The sequence below is a fragment of the Geodermatophilus amargosae genome (assembly GCF_900116515.1).
In the GTDB taxonomy this organism is placed as follows: Bacteria; Actinomycetota; Actinomycetes; order Mycobacteriales; family Geodermatophilaceae; genus Geodermatophilus; species Geodermatophilus amargosae.
In genome coordinates this window covers 128285-147077 of record NZ_FPBA01000013.1, presented here as the reverse complement: position 1 = coordinate 147077, position 18793 = coordinate 128285, and the positions used below count along the sequence as shown (strand labels likewise).

Sequence of the window (18793 nt, the reverse complement as noted above, 5' to 3'; positions counted from 1 at the left end):
CACCATTCCCGTTGTCACCATTCCCGTTGTCACCATTCCCACCGTCATCACTACTTTGCGCGGAGGTCGCCTCAGTTTGTTCGGAGTCTTGGCTGGTGCACCCGACCAGGCTCATGAACAGCGCGCCAGCGATAAGGATGGCCAGGGCCCGATTGCTCATGACGAGCCTCCAGGAGACAGTTCTATGCGGATATCGGCGGCTTCCAGGACGACCAGGATCACGCCAGTGGACGCGGTCCAGTCGTTAGGGACAAGGAAATATCTGTCGCCGGACCGCAGGAGCAACCTGAGTCCGTCGTACCGGACCGGATAGCGCCGGTTTTCATTGCTGGACATCCGTTCAGTCACCACGTCGCCGAGGTCAATCCCCAGCGAGCGCTCGCTGTAGAGCCGAACCTCTGGAAGTTGATCGAGCGAGTCGGCCAGCGCTGCGGCTCGTCCTCGACCGAGTGCGTCCGCGTAGAGGGAGGAGCCCCAGAAAACGCTCAGCAAAGTCAGTGCAATTGCTGCGGTGATGCCGATGCGGACGGACCATGTCCTTTCGGACCCACGTGGACGCAGCATCTCCAGAGCGCCTGTAGCGATCAGGGGACCACTGGCAAGCAGCAGCGGAGGGAGCAAGTACCCATTAATTGGCGTAGGCAGCGGCCAGAGGATCGCGTACGAGCCGGCAACGGTCAGCGCAGCTCCTAGACCTGCAACCGTCCATAGCGCCCACTGGAAGCGCTCCGAGGCCCCGAGCCGATCCGCGAGACGACGAGCCGCGGTCCACATTGTTACGGCCACGAGGACGAAAAGGACTAAGACAATCAACGGCACGATACCAGCCGCGACCCCGCGAACGAGATAGTCAGTGGTCGAGAAGTTCAGCATCTCGGCGGGGAGGCCAAAGTAGCCAGACCGAGCCTCCGTGAACTCCAACCCGAACCAGTATAAGAGTGCAGTTGCGAGCGTAGTCGGGGCAACGACTAGCGAGATCAACTCCCAGACCTGGCCTGCCTCGGAAATAGGGCTTGGGCTCTCATCGGATTGCCGGGTGGGGTTATGCCCGTCTCGATATTGCCTCCGGCCGATCCCCGCAACGGAGGCATCATTGCGCACCTTGATTGCAGTGGGTCGATCGCGTCGTGCGGTTCGTGCCACGTACATCTCCCCACCGATGTCCGACGCTAGCGCCAGAAGCGTTCGAGGATTTGAGCGATTTCCTTGAGTCGGGACAGATATTTCGGCTCGATACTTTCAGATCGCCGACTCTTGATCGCTCGCATGATTGTTGCTGCATGCAGGGAAGAGATGATTGCTGGTCATGTCATCATGTGCAGGATCGACTCCAAGCATCCTGAGCGCTCGATAGCACCATTCTCGAACTCCCGTCGCAACACATCCGCAACGACCTTTTGGTACACCGAGTGGCCGCGCTCGTTCGGGTGCATCGTGCCCTCAAATCGCCCTGACTGTGACATGACTCCTCGGCAAGGACGAAGAACCTGTCAACACCCGTCATACAGTAACCATGCCCTGCGAAGCCTTCAGCAATACCATCAAGGTATGTCCAACCGTATCGATCAGCGGCCCGCTTTATCTGGTCGTTGAGTTGATGAGCCAGATCAAAGATCGCTTCTGCGTCGTCAATTGACACTCTCATGAAGATGCCAGAATCAAATACTCCACATCCATCCCCCCGTACGCCGAGTGAGCGTCCCGAAGGATCCCTCTTATCGAACATCCCCGCCGGGTACTCAGTGATATATACCCGTCGCGGGTTAACTAGCGACTGTACCTGTGTTGCCATTTTTTCAAAGCAGTCCGCCAGTGCGTCGATCCTCTGTCGCGTAGAGCGGACCATCTCGTCTCGACCGCCATCCCTCCAGTCGCCCGCGAGGCCCTCGAGACCAGAAGCAAAGCCAACATCGTTGCCGCCGATGGAAAGCAGCAACGCATCGACGGGTCGATTGCCTATCGCCCTCTTAGCCTCCTCAACCTGTCCTCCAAGCGCACTCTGCCAATCATGCTGCGCTGACAACAGGCCACGTTCCACCTCAGCGCCGGACGTGGCAAAGGAGAGCAGAGTTACAACCCTGCCCCTCTCTAGGTCTTGCGCAGCGTCGCTACCACGAACGTGGCCCGATCGCATTGAGCGATGTCCGCGAGGCTCAAGCCAACTGGCCACCCTACGCATAGGGGCCGTCCGCTTAATTACGATGTTAGCGGTAGCGTTCTCGCACACCCCTTCGCCGAGGATGCCGCTAACCTCTCCAGGCTCGTCTGGATTGCCTTCACCGGAGGCGAAAGAGTCCCCAAGCACAACCACGAGGCGGTCACGCAGTGCAAGAGAAGCCTCGCGAGTCGGCCCCGTTCCGGACTGATTTCGGAGTCGCACGCTGCAGGTGTAGGTGCCTTGCATGGGAACGGTGACGCCCAGTTTCCAGGCTGCATTTGACTGGGCTTCATTGATCACGCCCTCAAGTCTTTCTATCCTTCTCGAAACGGTCTGTTCGAATCCTCCACTGCTGCGCCTGATAGTGAAGTCGAAAGCCACAGTGTCCGCGGGTACCCTTAATCGTTTGATGATTATCGGTTCTTGGTTATCGGGGCCTCCCTGCTGAGGTTCTGGGTCCTCGATGACCTCTACGACGTCGGCGCCGGGAAAGGCGTCGACGGTCAGGCCGTAACCGTCCGGGTTGACGTACGCAGCGCTATACCGATGCACTTCAGGATCGTAATCACGACCTGGCTCGGGGAGGCGCGAGTGGGCGAGAAAGCGAAAGGTTGGAACATCGTTACTCATGGATTCGCCCATCATGAGTGCGGCACAGGAGGTCTTCTTGGTGAAGAATCGTTTCACTGATGGGGAGTGCTGAGGTGCTACCTCTCCCATGCAACGCCGAGAAGGGCCACCTCGGCCTCCTGCTCGGGGTCTATCTGCGCGTCGCCCGCGATTCTGATCACCAGGGTCCAGCGATTCGCCGCGGCGGCCAGTGCTAGGGAATAAAGTGCATTGTAGTTCTGATGACTGTTCCGCAGGATAAACCGATTGTGTTTCGGCCCAACGGCAGGATCGTTGTCCAATACAATATTGACTGTATCCCTGGTAGCGAGCAGTTCAACCACCCGCCCGCCCAAGCGCACTGCCATGCCGGCTACCTCCTGTCATTTGATCATCGCCTGTCGTTGCATCTTTGCGGCACGCAACGTTGGCTCGGCGTCCATGACTCCGCGTCAGACTCCCCCAGGGGCATCTCAAGCACACGGTCGGACGACTACAGCTTGGGTCCCGACAGGCCGAGAGCATGGCGATGGCTGGGTTGCGGCAAGCTGAGCAAACCGTCTTGGACCGCGTAGTCATCGCCCGGAATCGGGTCGGGAATTCAACGTAGGCGGGTAAGGGGGGGCCGGACGAAGCGTCCACAGCTCACCTCCTGTCACTCGAGGCAAGGGTGGCAGCACCACTCGCTGCTGCCAAGGGGGGCTGGCTCGGCTGCGCAAAGGGATCCCCGCGGACCTTGAAACTAGGTTGGCCCGTCAAGTCCGAGTGCTCCGTCGCAGCGGTTCTTTGCGTCATCCCTGGCGTGGGCGAACCGTTCCTCATGGCCGCGCGGGTGCGCATGGTCGCGATACCGGAGGCTGATCGACGCGAGCTGCATCGTCGGTCCGGGGCAGAGGCGCGCCGCCCCTGAAGGTGAAGTGGGCGAGGATCGTTGCTACTGCCGGCGGAGGTCATGCGGGGTGAGAAGACGTTGCGGAGGTAGGTCCTCGGGCTCCGTCGGCCGCTGTGGGATCGGCGCAGGCTGCGCGCCATGTCGCCGTCGGTGTCTTCGGCGCCGCGGCGGCTCGTCAGTGACGAGCTCTGCGCGCTGGTCGAGCCGCTGATCCCACCGCGCAAGCCGGCAGTGCACGGCCGCACCGGCCGGCCCCGCACCGCCGACCGAGACGTGCTGGAGGGCATCGCCTTCGACCGGCTCCACCGGTCGGTCCTGGATCGGCTGGGCGAGACCGGCCGGCTGGACAGGTCGCGGGCCAGCCGCGGGGCTGCCGAGCACCACCACCGTCTGCTCTGCCAGCACGGCCACGATGTCGGCGACCAGCCGGTCCCCGACCCGCAGGGCGGCCTTGCCGGGCCACGGTGAGCAGCCGGCGGCGGCCGGCGGTGCGCAGCCATCGACCGTCTCGTCCTGGTCGGTCGCGCACTGGATGCCGGCAGCCACGTTGCGAAGACCCACCCGCAGGTGTCCATCTCCCTATCAGCGGTCCTCCAGTGCCACCAGGCCCGGTGACACCACCGGTGTGGCGTCTCGGGCAACACTGGGGCAACACGAGGTCCGTCTGCGGCCATCCATGGCCATCCACGGCAAGCGACCACTCAGGCCGCCGACCTGGGAATATGCGCAACAATCGGCACCTGCCAACGACGCTCAATCCTCGTTTTTCCGCTCTCCGGAGGCGCTGACCTGAGTGGCCTCCCCCTTGGGCCTTGCACCGGACTAGCACGGCGAGCCTGCTGAATACGTAGGGCATGCGACAACGGGCTATGACCGGCCAGAGACGGAAGGCCTACTTCCGCAACGTCTTGTTTGTGGTCTCCCAGCCGGGCGACGCCTGCCTGCCGAGGGAATAGCTTCCTCGCCAGCACCTGTCTCCACTTCAGTCCATTCGCTGACACCTGCCCGTGAGGATCTCTACCTGGGGGCGACCCACTCGAGGATCACCTCGGGATGTTCGAGCGTGAACAGGTGGGCGGCCCCCGGAGTCTCGATCAACCGGCTGGACGGCACCTGCGCCGCGAACCATCGGGCGATCCCGATGGGCACGTTGACGTCGTCGGACCCGTGCAGCAGGACGGTCTCGACGGTCAGGTTCACCAGGTTCACACCGAGAGGTTCCCGCCAGGGGCGGAGATCGTGCACGGTGGCCCTCGGCCCCTGCCGGAAGGCCTCACGGAAGTCATCCGCGAAGTGGGCGCGCCACGTTGGATCGTCGAACAACCGGCGGTCGGCGGCCGGCAGTCGGCGTCTCCGCCTCACGCTGGCGGCGGAGGCGAGATCGGTCGACAGCTGCGCGGCCAGCAACCTCTCGGTGGGCCCCGGGGTATGCGCGGCCAGCCACAGCAGCACACGCAGTGGCGGAGACATCCCCCGCAGCGCGGAGCGAGGAGCCGGCACGGCTGCCGAGATCAGGACCAACCGCGTGACCCGCTCCGGATGGAGTATGGCGGTGGCCAGCGCGAACCCGCCGCCACCGCTGGCCCCTCCTAACGTGACCATCGGCAGCTCGAGGTGGTCGAGCAGTTGACGCAGGTCGTCGGCGTACCCGGTGAAGGTGACGCCGCCGGGCACCGGATCACTGGCCCCGTAACCGGGTCGCTCGGGTGCGACCACGCGGATCCCCGCAGCCATCGCCGGCCCGTGCATCCTCCGAACTTGAAGTCGTGAGCCCGGCGTGCCGTGCAAGAACAACAGCGGCACTCCGGAGGCGCGGCCGTACTCGGCCCAGGAGATGCGCCGGCCATCCTCCAGCACCGAGGTCATCGCTGTCTGCGGAGGCGTAGCTTCTGTCATCTCCCGATGGTGGCGCAGGCCGCGGAGGTCAAGGTCCACCCAGGGCATGGTGGCGCCAGGGCGCTTCTCATTCACCTGCACGACCGGTTTCGCCGTTCACCAACATTGGGCCGCGTGCCTCATCTCCAACCAAGGGGACCGATGCCAGCCCCGCGCGGCGTGCAAGGTGATCGGATGCTCCGGGCCGAGCACCCCGGCGAGCGCTGCTGGGTGTCCTCACCCAGGGCCTTCTGGGGATCTCTGCGGAAGTGGTGGTCCCCAGCGGCCTCGCCGAAGGCCGCTCGTGGTCCCAGCGTCTTGGAGTTCGCGGGTACGGCCTGGCACCCGCTTCGAAGCCGCCCTATAGGACACGCAGCTCGGCCGCCGCGGTGCCGGACGGCGGCGGCTCGGCTGGCTTCGGTGGACAGACGGACGAGATTTCAGGAACGGGGCGGCGCGCACCTGCTAGCGAGATGGCACCTCCATGCTCCGCAGCTACCAGGCGACGAGCCACCACTGGAGCTCGTCAGTGGCTGCCCTATCAGTCGCTGAGGAGTCAGCCGCGGAAGTTCGCCAGTCCGCAGCGAGTCCGCAGAAAGTCCGCAAGAGGACCACAAACCGTCGGTTAGCGCCAGAGACGTCCAACCACGAAAGCGCAGTTCAACGGCCTAGTCGCCAAGATCGACGCACGTCAAGAGAGGGGCGGAAACGGGCTCATAATCCCTGGGTCGTGGGTTCGAGTCCCACCCGCCCCACCGATGTCTGTGCAGTTCAGCGCCGTGGTCGAGGGTCGTCGAGATCGCGGATCTTGGCCGGCGCCCACACGGCGCCCACAACACGCTCCGTGACTGCCTCCTGGTGGGCGGCGTCCATGCGCTCGGCGAGGGCGCTCAGGTCGTCGTCGAACAGGCCCGAGTAGACGTCGAGCGTCATCGCTGCGGAGGCGGCCCGAGCATCCGCTGGACCGCCTTCACGTGGGCGCCGGAGGCGACCAGGAGGCTGGCCGCGGTGTGCCGGAGGTCGTGCGGACTGAGGTTCTCCAGTCCTGCTGCAGTAGCCGCCGGGTCGGAGAAGCGGCGGCGGACGTTGCCCGACCGGAGGACCGTGCCCTCCGGCGAGGTGATGACGAGGTCGTCAGGACCCTTGCCCTCGCACCGACGCACCAGCGGCTCGGCGAGCGCGACGGGGAACGGGACGGTCCGCTGCTGGTGCGTCTTAGGTGCGCCGAACTCCACGGTGCCGCCGACCTCAGTGGCGCTCTCGCGATGGTCAGCCGGCGGCGGAGGAAGTCGACGCGACGGACGCGGAGGCCGGCCAGCTCCCGAAGCGCAGTCGGTGTAGGCGAGCAGCCGGACTACGTCGCCGCACTCCCCCGCCGCCTCGGCGAGCCGCTCGACCCCTTCGCGGGTGAGGAACCGCGGCTCGCCCCGCCGCACCCGAGGGAGCGGCACCTCGACGGCCGGGTTGCGTGAGATGCGCCCGTCGCGGACGGCGAGGATGAGGACGAGCGCCAGGACGCGGTGGGCCTGGCGGACGGTGGCCGGCGCGAGGCCCCCGCCACTCATCTTCGCCACCCAGGCGGCGACGTCGGCGTGCGTGACGTCGGCCAGCCGGTACCGACCCCAGCGCGGGAGGACCTGCGACCGCAGCAGCGACCGGCAGCGGTAGCGCGTGCTCGGCTTGAGGCCGGTCTGCGCGTCGAGCCACTGTGCCGCCCAGGCCTCCACGGTGACCCGCCCGCGCTCGGGAGCCGTCCAGGTCTGCGTGACGAGCGCGGACGTCTGCTCGTCGAGCCAGCGTTGGGCGTCGACCTTCTGCCGGAAGCGCCGCTCGTGCTGCCGGCGGGCGACGTCGCGATACCGGGCTCGATGGCGCCTGGTGCCGTCCTCCAGCTCGACCGTGTTGATCGACCCCGCCATGCGCGGACCGTGCCCACGAGGTGTCCCCGCGTCAACGACGCAATGCGATCGACTGTGGACAACCGCGCCTGTGAACTGGTGCCGCATCGCACCGCTCCGAATGGCGGGCGCCCGCAGCCCAGACAGCCTGCGACGGCCCGCAGGCCGCCCAGTGCTCCTCAGCGAACCCCGTGGAGGTGATCACGGCGCCCTCCCGCTCGACTAGGCCGCCCGAGGCTCGCCACCGTCCCTTCCGGGAGGGACCGATCCGATCGCTCCTCCACCGAGCGCGGACGTCATCCGGTTCGGCTGCGAGGAGCCCTGCGGTCCCTCCCGCGTCAGCGGCTCCATCGGTCTGGCGGCACGCTTCGCCGCTGTGTCGGGTGGATCCCCACCGATGCACTTCGCCGCGCCCGTGCACAGACGTCACCCGACCCGTCCCGGCTCACCTGGCCGAGCCGCCCGCGGTCCCGTTCCGGCGGGCGTGCAGCAGCTCGACCGCCGCCTGCTCCACCGCGGCGGCGAGCAGGTCGAGGTCCCCGACCACCGAGGGGTCGGCGACCAGCCCGAACCCCAGCCGGTCGGCCACCGACAGCACCCCCACCCGCAGCGCGTGGTGCTGCGCGACCTCCACGAGTGGCTGGACGGCGCCGACGGGCGCGCCGAGCACGGTGACCGCCCGGTCGGGTCCCCGGACGTTCGACACGTTGAGCGCGAACGAGCGCCCGCTCCGCTGCAGTCGCTGCGACCAACCGGCCAGGCGGGGCGAGAGCTGCGCCAACCGGTTCGTGAGCTCGTCGAGCTCCTGGGCGTCGTGGCGCGCCTTGCGTTCCGCGGTCTCCCGGCGGACGGCGAGCAGCCGTGCCACGGGGTCCGGCTCGTCCACCGGCAGGTCCACCCGGAAGTAGGAGTCACGGTTGCCGACGTCGTCGCCGTCGTGGTGCAGGGTCACCGGCACCTTCACCGTCAGCCCGTGGACCGGCCCGTGCCGGTGCTCCAGCCACCGGCGCAGCGCACCGGCCACCACCGCGAGCACGGCGTCGTTGAGCGTCGCCCCGGCCAGCCGGCGAGCGGCCTCGCGCAGACCCGCCACCGGTGCCACGGCGAGGGCCACCTCCCGCTCGCGGCCGACCCGCACGTCGAACGGCGAGCGCCGGAGCCCGGGGAGGAGCTCACCGGTCAGCACGCCGGACAGCGAGGAACGTCCCCGACCGGCTCGAGACGTCCCGGGGTCCGCCGTTCCCGAGCGGTGTTGCCCGGCCCCTGCCACGGCCGGCGCCGGGTCCCACAGCACGTCCTCGGCCAGGCGCACGACCGTTCCGCCGTCGGCCAGCGCGTGGTGCACCCGCCACACCAGGAGCGCGCCCCCACCCGCGAGCGGGCCGAGCACGTCCATCCGCCACAGCGGCCGGCTGCGGTCGAGGTGCTCCCCGAAGAGCCGGGCCAGCTCGGTGCGCACGCCCGCCTCGTCGAGCGGGCCGGCACCGTCGACGGCCCGGACGTGCGCCGCGACGTCCACCTCGTCGGAGCGCCACACCGGCTCCTCGGACGTCCCGCTCAACCGCCAGGTCAGCCGGGGCGCGGCCGGCAGCCGCCGGGCAACCGCCTCACGGAGCTGCCGCAGATCCGGAGCACCTCCCGGCAGGTGGACCACCGTGGCGGTGTGCCCGACCAGCCGGGCATCCTCCAGGGCGAGGATCGTCCGGTCCTCGGCGGTCAGCGGGACCTGCACGGCAGCAGCCTGCCGGTGGGGCGTGGGTCCGGACAAGCAGGATCCCCGGTCCCTACCCATCGTCCCCGTCGCGGCGCATCCGGCCGGTGGTGTGCGGACTGCAGGGGCCGTGGATCCGGAGCGCCCCGGCGGCTGCACGACCGTCCGCCGGTCCCGTCACGAGCCAGGGTCGTCGACAGGCGATCCGGCGACGGCTACGTTGCCGCTCGTCGGCATCGACCGTGCCAGGTGGAGGTGTCGTGTCCATCCGCCGAGGCGGCCGCGCCCGGGACCGGAGCGCCCGTCCGCCGCTGGAGCCGACGGCCGGGCCGGGGGTGCCCGATGAGCACTGAGTTCTGGCTGCACGGGTTCCCGGTGCCACGCCGGGCCACCGCCCTGGCGGTGCAGGCGGAGGCCTGGGGGTTCGACGGCCTGCTGCTCGCCGACAGCGAGAACCTCGTGGGTGATCCGTACGTGGAGCTGGCCCTCGCCGCCCGGTCGACGCGGCGGTTGCGGCTCGGTCCCGCCGTCACCAACCCGGTGACCCGCCATCCGGCGGTCACCGCGTCGGCCCTCGCGACGCTGCAGGTCGAGTCCGGCGGGCGGGCCGTGGTCGTCCTCGGTCGAGGCGACTCGGCGGTCCGGCAGCTGGGCCTGCACCCGGCCACCACGGAGGAGCTGGAGCAGGGGCTCGACCAGCTGAAGGGCTTCCTCAGCGGGCGGGCCGTTCCCACCGGCGGTGTCGCCGCCCGCATGGCGTGGATTGACCCCTTCCACGCGGATGAGGTCCCGGTGTCGGTGGCCGCGACGGGTCCGACGACCATCGCGGTCGGAGCCCGCCACTGTGGCCGGGTCGACTTCACCGTGGGGGCCGATCCACGGCGGGTGGCCTGGGCGGTCGCCGAGGCTCGGCACGCCGTCCAGGGCCAGGGGGCTCCGCTCTCGCTGGGGGCCTTCGTCAACGTCGCCGTCCACCCGGACGCCGCGGTGGCGCGCGACCTGGTCCGCGGGAGCGCGGCGATCTTCGCCCACTTCGTCAGCGAGGGTCCGCACGACGTCGTGCCGGACGACGACCGTGCCGTGGTGGAACGGGTGCGCGCGGCCTACGACGAGGCGGCCCACGGGCTCACCACGGCAGGGCAGGCGACACTGCTCCCCGACGCCTTCCTCGACCGCTTCGCCGTCGTGGGCTCCCCCGAGCACTGCACCACCCGGCTCCGTGAGCTGATCGACCTGGGACTCGACCGGATCATCGTGGTCCCCGGCTCCCGGGACGCCGACCCGGACGTCCTGGCCGCCTCGAACGAGCTCTTCGCCGCCGAGGTGCTACCGAGGCTCCGGACCGCGACCGGCGCGGGATGACGGACCGGAGGCCCGCGCAGGGCAGCCGGCCACGCTCGTGCTGCTGGGGCACGTCGACGAAGCCGCCTGGGCATGGCCACGTGTCCTCCACCGGCCGTCGGATCAGGGCGCCGGGAGCGGCACCTCGGTGACCTCGATCCAGCTGTCACCACCGAAGTGCACGGTGTTGCGACAGGGGTAGGGCGGCACGGGCATGTCGAACTGCGCGTAGCCCTCACTCGGGTCTGCACGCAGCAGGTCGACCCGGCTGGCGAGCTCGAGCCGCAGGGTGTCCCCGGGGCGCAGCAGCGTCGGCCCGGGCGTGAGGCTGAAGCGCAGGACGACCGGCTCGTCCGGGACGAGGGGTTCACGGAGCCCGGCGTCGATGGCGATCTCCAGTGGCGTGCTGCGTCCCTCCTCCTCGGTGCGGGACGCGGGACGGATGGCGCCGAGGGAGAGCTGGTGGCACTCGCCGGCGGCGTCGAGCCGGGACAGTCGGGCCACGACGTAGGAGTCGATCTCGTTGCAGCTGTAGGTGAGTCGGGCGGTGACCGGACCGGCGAGCCGGGTGTCCTCCTCGACCGGCAGGTCGAAGGCGAGGACCTGGTGGGCCACCTCGTCCAGGCCGCCGAGCTGCGGCAGCCCCAGGGGGACGGCGACCCAAGACCCGGAGCCCTCAGCCCTCGCCTCCCGGCTCAGCCGGCAGGTCGTGGCGTCCTCGTCCGGGGGCCCGAGGTGCAGACGCCGGACCTCCCCGCCGGCGGGCGGGAAGGCCGTGGCCGTGTCGAAGCGCTCGGCGCCCTCGACCCAATAGCGCACGTGCGGCTGCTCGGCGTAGCCGTTGTCGGTGCCGCGCAGGACGTGGTCGAAGAAGGCCAGCGCCTCACCCTGCCACGAGTAGACCGGCAGGTCGAAGGCGGGCGGGGCGAGGATGAGCCACCGGGAGTCGGCAGGTGTCCCCGCGTTGGCGACCAGGTCGTAGCAGCCGAACTGGTGCAGGTTGAAGTACCCGAGGTTCTGTACGACCGTGAAGGGCACCTCGACCTCGCCGAGCGTGGCGGTCGGGCCCTCGGGGATCGTCGCCTGCGCGCGGGTCTTCTCGTCGAACATCCAGTGCGCGTAGATCCGCCGCATGAACTCCACGGGCGTGGCGGACTCGAAGGACTCGAACATCCCCGACACCCGGTGGTGGACCAGCCGCTCGAGCAGGGGGTGCAGCGGCCCGTTGGTGACCTGGCTGAGGAGCGCACGGCGATCCGGTGACAGTCGCTCGTCGTAGTTCTCCTGCGTGTAGTTCCCGCCCATCCAGAGGCTGACGAAGAACCAGGCGGGCACGCCGGCGAAGTGCACCAGGTGGCGCCACAGGTCGGTCGACACCTCGTTGCAGAACAGCGCCCTGAGCGCCGGCGGCTTGCGCGCAGCGACGCTGAGCTGGGACACGGCGTAGTAGGAGGTGCCGAAGAGCACGACCTCCCCGTTGCACCACGGCTGCTCGGCCGCCCAGGCGATTACCGCCTCGTGATCGTCGACGTCCTGCGGATCGAAGAACATCACCTGCTCGCCGGTCGATCGGCCCATCCCCCGGCGCTCGACGACGACGGGGCAGTAGCCGCGGTCGGTGAACACCGGCGGTGAGCCGATCTCGTTCGAGCCAGCCGGTATGCCCGCCGTGGCCCTCTCGGTGGCGTAGCCGCCGAAGGACACGACAGCCGGATAACGGCCCGGTGCTCGGGGGACGTAGACGTCGGCGTGCAGCTCGGCGCCGCCGGCGACCGGGACGCGCTGGTCGGCCAGCACTCGGTTCCCGAGCCCTTCCATCGCGACGGCGCATGGTTCCCAGCCGGCGTACTGCCGGCCGGCGGTGGAGCCCCTGAGGGGGATGTGCGTGCTCATGCCGGTGCCTCTCCTGGGTCGGTGCTGCGGTGGATGCGGTGGGTTCAGGTGCAGTCCTGTTCGGTGCGCAGGCCGGTGAGCAACTGTGTGAGGGCCTGCTCGGCGGGGCCGCGGAACGCCTCTGCGCCGGTGGCCAGGGCGAGGACGGCGATGCCGGTGGAGGTCGCCTGCAGCAGGGCGAGTGAGGCCTCGGTCGGCTCGGCGCCGAAGGAGGTGATCAGCTCGGCGCCGAGTGGAGCGATCCCGGCACCCAGCGCGGCGAACGCACGGCGGACTCCCGGGTCGGCGTCGGCGCTCTGTGTCAGTGCGGTCAGGATCCGCGTCTGACGGGGGTCGAGGAGCACGTCGACCAAGCCGGCGACCTTCGCCGCCGGGTCCTCGGCCGACACCGCCGCGCGCAGGGCCTCCACGCGCCGGCGCACGGCCTCGTCGGCGACGGCGAGCAGCAGGTCGGCCCGCGTGGGGAAGTAGTAGGTGAGATGGCTCTGTCGCAGCCCGGCGCGCCGGGCGACCCGCGGCTGGGTGAAGCCGCTGAGCCCCTCCTCCTGGATGACGTCGAGCGCTGCCGCCACGATCGCCTCCCACCTGGCTGACACGAGGGCCTCCTGGTTGGTTACCTAACCAAAATGATGGAGCGCTGCCGTGCTGACAAGAGCCGGAGGCACGGCGCGGCATCCGCGCTCCCCTCAGCAATGACCCGGAGGACGTTCAGGCGACCGCGTCACCACGACAGGCGCTGGGAGCCGTTTCGACCCCAGTCCCGCCCGCTGTCAGCAATCACGCGCGGCCTGCGTCCTCGGGTGCCGACCGCCGACGGCGTGCGGACACCGCGGGAACCGTCGGCCACTCCCCGAGGTCGCCTCACCTCACGTGGTCGGCCTAGCGCCGACCTGCCAGCGACGTCTCGCGATCCTCTGCCGGAGCACTCGGCAGTGGCCGCGGCCGCGGCCGCGGCCGAGCATCGTCGTCCAGACGCCCGCCGACGGACAAGCGGACTCTCTGATCGCTGATCCAGCCACAGGCCGAGCTCCGCACTGCTGGCACTGCAGAAGGTCGAGCATCAGGTGGCACACCTCCTGCACCAGCGGCCCGGTAACTCGTTGTGACGGGTTCTCAGCGGCGTGACCGGGCTGCTCAGCGACGACGGGCGGCTGGGCGGCAGCGACGCCGAGGGTGCGGTTCAGGCCTCGCCGTCCTCGGGTGAGGCGGATGCGAGGTCCTTCTCGAACCAGTGATCGGCGAAGGGTTCGGTATTGAAGCGGCGACCTCGCGGTAGCCGGCGGACCGGTACAGCCCGATCGCTTCGCCGAGAGCCCGGTTGGTCTCCAGGCGCAGCGCGGGAACGCCGACGGTCCTGGCGCGGTCCTCGATCGCGTCGAGCAGCCGACGGCCCAGGCCGAGGCCGCGAGCGGCCCGGGCGACCCACATGCGCTTGACCTCCGCGGGCTGCTGGCCGTGCAACTTCAAGGCCGCACAGCCGACGGGCCGGGCGTGCAGCCTGGCCACCAAGAGCAGCCCGGCCGGGAGGACCAGCTCGTCGTCGGCTGCCGGCAGGCTGCGGGCCGGGTCGAAGCCACCGGAGAAGCGGGCGTCGAGCTCCGCGACGTACTGCGCGATGCAGGACCGGGCGTCGGGGTGGCGCGGATCCTCGACATCGACCTCGATCATCGGGCGGTCAGCAGCCGGTTCACCTCGCCCATCGCCTCGGTCAATCGCTGCTGCTGGACAGGGCTCAGGCGCGCCAATAGTGCGGCGGCCGCCCCGTCGGACCGCTCATCGAATTCGCGGCGTTCACGCATGCCCGCCGAGGTGAGCCGGACGACGCGCACCCGGCCATCCCCCGGACTCGCGGCGACGTCAAACCAGCCCCTCGGCCTGCAGCCCTCGCAGGATGCGGCTCAGGTAGCCGGAGTCCAGATCGAGCCGTGCACGCAGGTCCCGGACGTCACTGCCGTCCGGGTCGATGTCCCAGAGCACCCGGGAGTGCCCGAGCGGCCGGCGGCAGGCGAGGAAGTGGTCCTCGAGGGCACCGATGCACGGGGTGACCGTCCGGTTGAAAGCGCGGACGACGACCGGGCGGAGGTGATGATCTCTGACCTCAGTCAGAGAAAAGGCGGTGCGCTTGGTCGACCCGATGGACAAGGACCGGACAGATGAGGGACCGGGACGGCTCCTCCTAGGCACTGGCGGAGGACCCCGGATCCAGTTGAGCGCTAGGCGGCCGGTCACAGCGCCGCCCATCCCGAGGACCGCTGCGATGGGAGCCGGCACCGACGTACGGAGGTTGGCCCCCAGTGAGTGGAGAAGAACTGGAGACGCTCAAGCCGGTCTCGGGGCTTGAACAGGAGACCCCAGACGGACTGGCGCCCCCCTCCGGCGCACACGGCGCCCACACGACGTCCACACGGGCCCACGGAACGTCCGTTTCGGGGCGTCGCGGACACATCATCGCCAACCGTGTAACCGCAGCTCAAGGGCCCAATTGCACCACGAGCCCGTAGGTCGAGAATCGGCTCTGAAGGACCTCATGATCCCTGGGTCGTGGGTTCGAGCCCCACCCGCCCACGCACGAAGCCGCAGGTCAGCGCGGTGGCCGCTGGTCGCCGAGGTCGCGGTCCCGGCTGGCGACCACGCGTTCCGCGGACGACTCGACCGGGCGACAGTCGCGGGTCGAGCGCGCCCCCGCGCCCTGCGGTGGTCGATGCTCTCGATCATGACGGCCGACGCAGCGGACACGACGTCCTGGTCGCACGCGCTGTCGATCCTCGAGCGGATGCCGACCGAGACCGCCCTCGCCCGGCGACGTCGCTGGCGTCAGCAGCGGGCCTTCCTGATCGCCGCAGCGCTCGTCGCGGGCGCGGCCGTGACGACCGTGTTGTCCATCCTCGTAGACCCTCGTTCGCTGCAGGACGGCCGGGAGGTCGGGACCCTCCAGGCTGTTGCCGGATGGTGCATCGCAGCGGCAGGCCTCACGTTGCAGGTCTGGGGTCTGGCCCTGCAACTGCTCGGCAGTCGGCGCACCCGTCCGTGGAGCGGACCACTGACGGTGCTGAGCAGGGGGCAACGGCGGCACCTCATCGCGGTGGTCAGCCGCCGTCAGGCCCTCGACTCGGCGCCCCTCCCGCTGGCCCGGTTGACCGCCGAGCAGCTGGTCCAGCAGGGCTACGCCCTGGCGAGCAACGTCGGCCTGACCCTTCCCTTCTCCGGCACGTGGATCGCCGATCCGTCGACATGGCGCGGCGTGCTCGTACTGTTCATGGTGGCGATGAACCTGCTCGCCGGGATCTTCCTCCTCCGGGACGCGCGGCGGGGGCGGTCGTTCCTCCGGGTGTCCACCCCGACCACTGCGGACGCCTGACCGACGACGAGGTGCAACTGAACCCGGCGCCGCGGCGCCCTGCTAGTCGACCTCGCACTGCGCGGCGTCCTGACCGACGCCGGCGACGCCATCGAGGTGCCCGACCAGTCACTCGGCTTCCCGCCGGCGGACGTCCTCGTCACCGGAGGCCTCCCGTCGCTGTCCGACCGGCTTCGTCGCGGTGCCTTGGAGCCAGCGCCACGTCGCTGCGGAACACGTGCGGCGCGGCACGTGGACCGAGGCCGGGAGCCGGCTGCGCCGTCGCCACGTTGACCGTGCCGTCGACCGCACCGACCGCGACAGGATGGCCATGACGTCACCGCCCACGCGTCGGTGGTCCTCGGAGGACGCTGCGCTGGCGGCCGTCTCCAGCGCTCCCGGCGCCCTCGCGACCCCGCGGGCCCTGCTCACGGACGCACTGCTCAGCGCCACCGAGTCGGTCCGCCGGCTGGTCGAGCTGACCGTCGAGGAGATGGACCGCATGGTGACCCGTGCCCGCTCCCTGCGGGGCCCGTCCCGAACGGCTCCGCGCCCGGCTGAGCCCGCCGTGGACGCCGGGTGACCAGGCTCCGAGCGACCGCCGGGCACGCCGACGACGGGCCAGGACGACGAGCAGCTCGACCACGATCGACCCCAGGAAGACCGTCGCCGCCCAGAGCCATGCACCCTCCAGCAACGCGATGACGGCTCCGACGCTGCCGATGACGCCCAGCAGGACCGCGACCCGGTCGACCGCTGCAGGCGGCCGCCGGGAACGGCCCGTCTCGGTCACGGCGCCAGTCTCCGGCCTCCCGTCGGACCCGGCACGCCCGACGTCAGGAGCTGGTGAGGACGACGAGCTGCGAGGTCGCGCGGGTCATCGCGACGTAGCGGTCGACCGCCCCCTCGATGCCCTCCCCGAACGTCTCAGGGTCCACGAGGACGACCAGGTCGAACTCCAGCCCCTTGGACAGCACCGGGGTCAGCGACCGCACGCGCGACGTCGCCCGGAACGTCGGGTCGCCGATGACGCAGGCGATCCCCTCGGCGTGCGCGGTGAGCCAGGCGTCGAGGACCGCGTCCCGCTCCGACGCGGGCGCGTGCACGACCGGGAGCCCGCTGCTGCGGATCGACGTCGGCACGTTGGCGTCGGGCAGCGCGGCCCGGATGACCGGCTCGGCCTCCGCCATGACCTCCTCCGGCGTCCGGTAGTTGATCGTCAGCGAGGCCACCGTCACCCGGTCGAGCCCGATCCGCTCCAGCCGCTCCTGCCACGACTCGGAGAACCCGTGCCTCGCCTGGGCGCGGTCGCCGACGATGGTGAAGCTGCGCGAGGGGCAGCGGAGCAGGAGCATCTGCCACTCCGCGTCGGTCAGCTCCTGCGCCTCGTCCACGACCACGTGCGCGAACGGGCCGGCGAGGGCGTCCGGGTCGGCGGTGGGCAGCGCGGCGTCGTCGACCAGCGCGTCCCGGAGGTCCTGCTGGCGCAGGCTCTGCACCAGACCCAGGCCGTCGTCGTCGGCCTCGAGCAGCCGGTCGATGACGTCGGACATCCGGTCGCGCTCGGCGGCCACGGTGGCGTCGGCCCGGCGCCGGCGCCGGGCCACCTCCGGGTCGCCGACCCGGTGCCGCGCCGCGTCCAGCAGCGGCAGGTCCGACACCGTCCACGCCCGGGGGTCCGGCCGCTGCAGCCGCCGGACGTCCTCGGCGCCGAGCCAGGGAGCGCACCTGCGCAGGTAGGCGGGGACCGACCACAGGTCCGCGACGACGTCGGCCGCCTCCAGCAGCGGCCACGCGTCGGTGAAGGTCGCGCGCAGCTGCCGGTCCTGCTGCAGCGCCCTGCGGACCAGCTCGGGCTCGACGTCGTCGTCGTGCGCGTCGACCAGGATGGTGAGCAGCTGCTCCCAGACCTGCTCGCGCGCCTCGTTGTGCGGGGTCCCCGGTTCACGCGCCTCGAACGCCTCGGCCCAGTCCTCGGGGCTCAGCCAGACGTCGGTCCACGGGGTCTCGACGGTCATCCCCTTGGCAGGCGGCTCCTCGGAGAAGGCGACCGCCGCCTCGATCGCCTCCACCAGGTCCGCGGACGACTTCAGACGGGCCACGTCGGGATCGGTCTCGGCCACCGCCGCGGCCCCCTCGGGCACGAGGTCGCGCAGGGTGCAGGTCTGTACGCCCTCCTCGCCGAGGCTGGGGAGCACGTCGGACACGTACGCCAGGTAGGGCTCGTGCGGACCGACGAACAGCACCCCGCCCCGGCGGTGCCCGAGCCGGGAGTCGGCGTACAGCAGGTAGGCCGTCCGGTGCAGCGCGACGACGGTCTTGCCGGTCCCCGGGCCGCCGTCGACGACGAGGGCGCCGGCCGACCCCGCGCGGATGATCGCGTCCTGGTCGGCCTGGATGGTGCCGAGGACGTCGCGCATCCGGGCCGAGCGGTTGCCGCCGAGGCTGGCGATGAACGCCGACTGGTCATCGAGCGCGGCGTGCCCCTCGAGTGCGTCGGGGGTGAACACCTCGTCCCAGTAGTCGGTGACCCGGCCGCGGGTCCAGCGGTAGCGACGGCGACTGGCCAGCCCCATCGGGTCGGCGTGGGTCGCCGCGAAGAACGGCTCGGCCGCGGGCGAGCGCCAGTCGACGAGCAGCCGCCGGCCCGCGCCGTCGGTGAGGCCGAGCCGCCCGACGTACACGGGCTCGCCGTCGTCCGCGCCGACGATGCGCCCGAGGCACAGATCCAGGCCGAAGCGGCGCAGCGCGCGCAGCCGCGCGGTCAGCCGGTGGACCTCCAGGTCGCGGTCCAGCGCCTCCTGGCCGGTGCCGCCGGGCGCCCGGCGTTCGGCGTCGAGGCGGTCGGACAGGTCGGCGATCGACCGCCGGAGGCTCTCCGTCACGGCCGCGAAGTGCTCCTCGTCGCGGGCGACCAGGACCGGGTCGGCCTTCGCGGCGAGGTTCTCGGGGAGGTCGAACACGCTGGTGCTCAGGGGACTCACGGAGCTCACGGCGGGCGAGTCTGGGCCCCGACCCGGGTCTTGCCGCAAGCCCCCGCACGCGCTATACGTTGAGGTGGCGAGAGAGGGGTCCCCCG

16 protein-coding genes, 1 tRNA gene and 1 pseudogene are annotated in these 18793 nt (G+C 70.1%); 5 read left to right on the top strand and 13 right to left on the bottom strand.

Going from position 1 to position 18793, the window contains the following annotated elements; all coding sequences use genetic code 11:
• Nucleotides 1-156 precede the first annotated feature (156 nt).
• The 3 genes from BM414_RS17305 to BM414_RS28510 form a co-directional block, all read right to left on the bottom strand.
• On the bottom strand, nt 157-921 hold the full coding sequence (locus BM414_RS17305) for a hypothetical protein (protein WP_139245925.1): 765 nt from the start codon (nt 919-921) through the stop codon (nt 157-159).
• Between the two features lie 391 nt (nt 922-1312).
• Entirely contained in the window at nt 1313-2845 is a 1533-nt protein-coding gene (locus BM414_RS28515; RefSeq protein WP_175551650.1) for an SGNH/GDSL hydrolase family protein, read from the bottom strand.
• Nucleotides 2846-2865: 20 nt separating this feature from the next.
• Entirely contained in the window at nt 2866-3135 is a 270-nt protein-coding gene (locus BM414_RS28510) for a hypothetical protein (RefSeq protein ID WP_139245923.1), read from the bottom strand.
• A 662-nt stretch (nt 3136-3797) separates the two neighbouring features.
• On the opposite strand from BM414_RS28510, the pseudogene BM414_RS17300 reads away from it, so the two are divergent.
• Nucleotides 3798-4022: pseudogene (locus BM414_RS17300) on the top strand (IS5/IS1182 family transposase); the annotation flags it as partial.
• Between the two features lie 654 nt (nt 4023-4676).
• Here the strand turns inward: BM414_RS17300 and BM414_RS17295 are convergent.
• The gene (locus tag BM414_RS17295; RefSeq protein ID WP_175551649.1) at nt 4677-5525 is read right to left on the bottom strand and encodes an alpha/beta fold hydrolase; all 849 of its coding nucleotides are present in this window, start codon (nt 5523-5525) and stop codon (nt 4677-4679) included.
• Between the two features lie 708 nt (nt 5526-6233).
• Between BM414_RS17295 and BM414_RS29495 the strand changes: the two genes are divergently transcribed.
• Nucleotides 6234-6289 (top strand) — tRNA-OTHER (locus BM414_RS29495).
• Between the two features lie 16 nt (nt 6290-6305).
• On the opposite strand, the gene BM414_RS30900 is transcribed toward BM414_RS29495, so the two are convergent.
• From BM414_RS30900 to BM414_RS17285, 3 genes are all read right to left on the bottom strand, one after another.
• Entirely contained in the window at nt 6306-6467 is a 162-nt protein-coding gene (locus BM414_RS30900; protein ID WP_245784795.1) for a hypothetical protein, read from the bottom strand.
• Nucleotides 6464-7453, bottom strand: a complete 990-nt coding sequence (locus BM414_RS17290; protein ID WP_245784794.1) for a tyrosine-type recombinase/integrase — start codon at nt 7451-7453, stop codon at nt 6464-6466. Before BM414_RS17290 ends, BM414_RS30900 begins: the two co-directional genes overlap by 4 nt.
• Nucleotides 7454-7877: 424 nt before the next feature.
• On the bottom strand, nt 7878-9164 hold the full coding sequence (locus BM414_RS17285) for a wax ester/triacylglycerol synthase domain-containing protein (RefSeq protein WP_175551648.1): 1287 nt from the start codon (nt 9162-9164) through the stop codon (nt 7878-7880).
• Between the two features lie 321 nt (nt 9165-9485).
• On the opposite strand from BM414_RS17285, the gene BM414_RS17280 reads away from it, so the two are divergent.
• Nucleotides 9486-10505, top strand: coding sequence for an LLM class flavin-dependent oxidoreductase (locus tag BM414_RS17280; RefSeq protein ID WP_093581257.1), 1020 nt, complete (start codon nt 9486-9488; stop codon nt 10503-10505).
• 102 nt (nt 10506-10607) lie between these two features.
• Here BM414_RS17280 and BM414_RS17275 read toward each other — a convergent pair whose 3' ends face one another.
• From BM414_RS17275 to BM414_RS30270, 5 genes are all read right to left on the bottom strand, one after another.
• A complete protein-coding gene (locus BM414_RS17275; RefSeq protein ID WP_093581255.1) occupies nt 10608-12377 on the bottom strand; it encodes a CocE/NonD family hydrolase in 1770 nt (589 codons plus the stop codon).
• A 44-nt stretch (nt 12378-12421) separates the two neighbouring features.
• Complete coding sequence (locus BM414_RS17270) at nt 12422-12973, bottom strand: TetR/AcrR family transcriptional regulator (protein ID WP_093581253.1); 552 nt, start codon at nt 12971-12973, stop codon at nt 12422-12424.
• A 538-nt stretch (nt 12974-13511) separates the two neighbouring features.
• Complete coding sequence (locus tag BM414_RS30280) at nt 13512-14045, bottom strand: GNAT family N-acetyltransferase (RefSeq protein ID WP_217644778.1); 534 nt, start codon at nt 14043-14045, stop codon at nt 13512-13514.
• Entirely contained in the window at nt 14042-14206 is a 165-nt protein-coding gene (locus tag BM414_RS30275; protein ID WP_217644777.1) for a hypothetical protein, read from the bottom strand. The genes BM414_RS30280 and BM414_RS30275 overlap by 4 nt, the downstream gene beginning before the upstream one ends.
• Nucleotides 14207-14234: 28 nt before the next feature.
• On the bottom strand, nt 14235-14354 hold the full coding sequence (locus BM414_RS30270; RefSeq protein ID WP_217644776.1) for a MarR family transcriptional regulator: 120 nt from the start codon (nt 14352-14354) through the stop codon (nt 14235-14237).
• 796 nt (nt 14355-15150) lie between these two features.
• Between BM414_RS30270 and BM414_RS17260 the strand changes: the two genes are divergently transcribed.
• Together BM414_RS17260 and BM414_RS17255 are read left to right on the top strand one after the other, a co-directional pair.
• A complete protein-coding gene (locus BM414_RS17260) occupies nt 15151-15735 on the top strand; it encodes a hypothetical protein (protein ID WP_139245921.1) in 585 nt (194 codons plus the stop codon).
• A 310-nt stretch (nt 15736-16045) separates the two neighbouring features.
• A complete protein-coding gene (locus BM414_RS17255; RefSeq protein ID WP_139245920.1) occupies nt 16046-16297 on the top strand; it encodes a hypothetical protein in 252 nt (83 codons plus the stop codon).
• A gap of 253 nt (nt 16298-16550) precedes the next feature.
• On the opposite strand, the gene helR is transcribed toward BM414_RS17255, so the two are convergent.
• Nucleotides 16551-18707, bottom strand: coding sequence for an RNA polymerase recycling motor ATPase HelR (gene helR, locus BM414_RS17250; protein ID WP_245784793.1), 2157 nt, complete (start codon nt 18705-18707; stop codon nt 16551-16553).
• Nucleotides 18708-18793 lie beyond the last annotated feature (86 nt).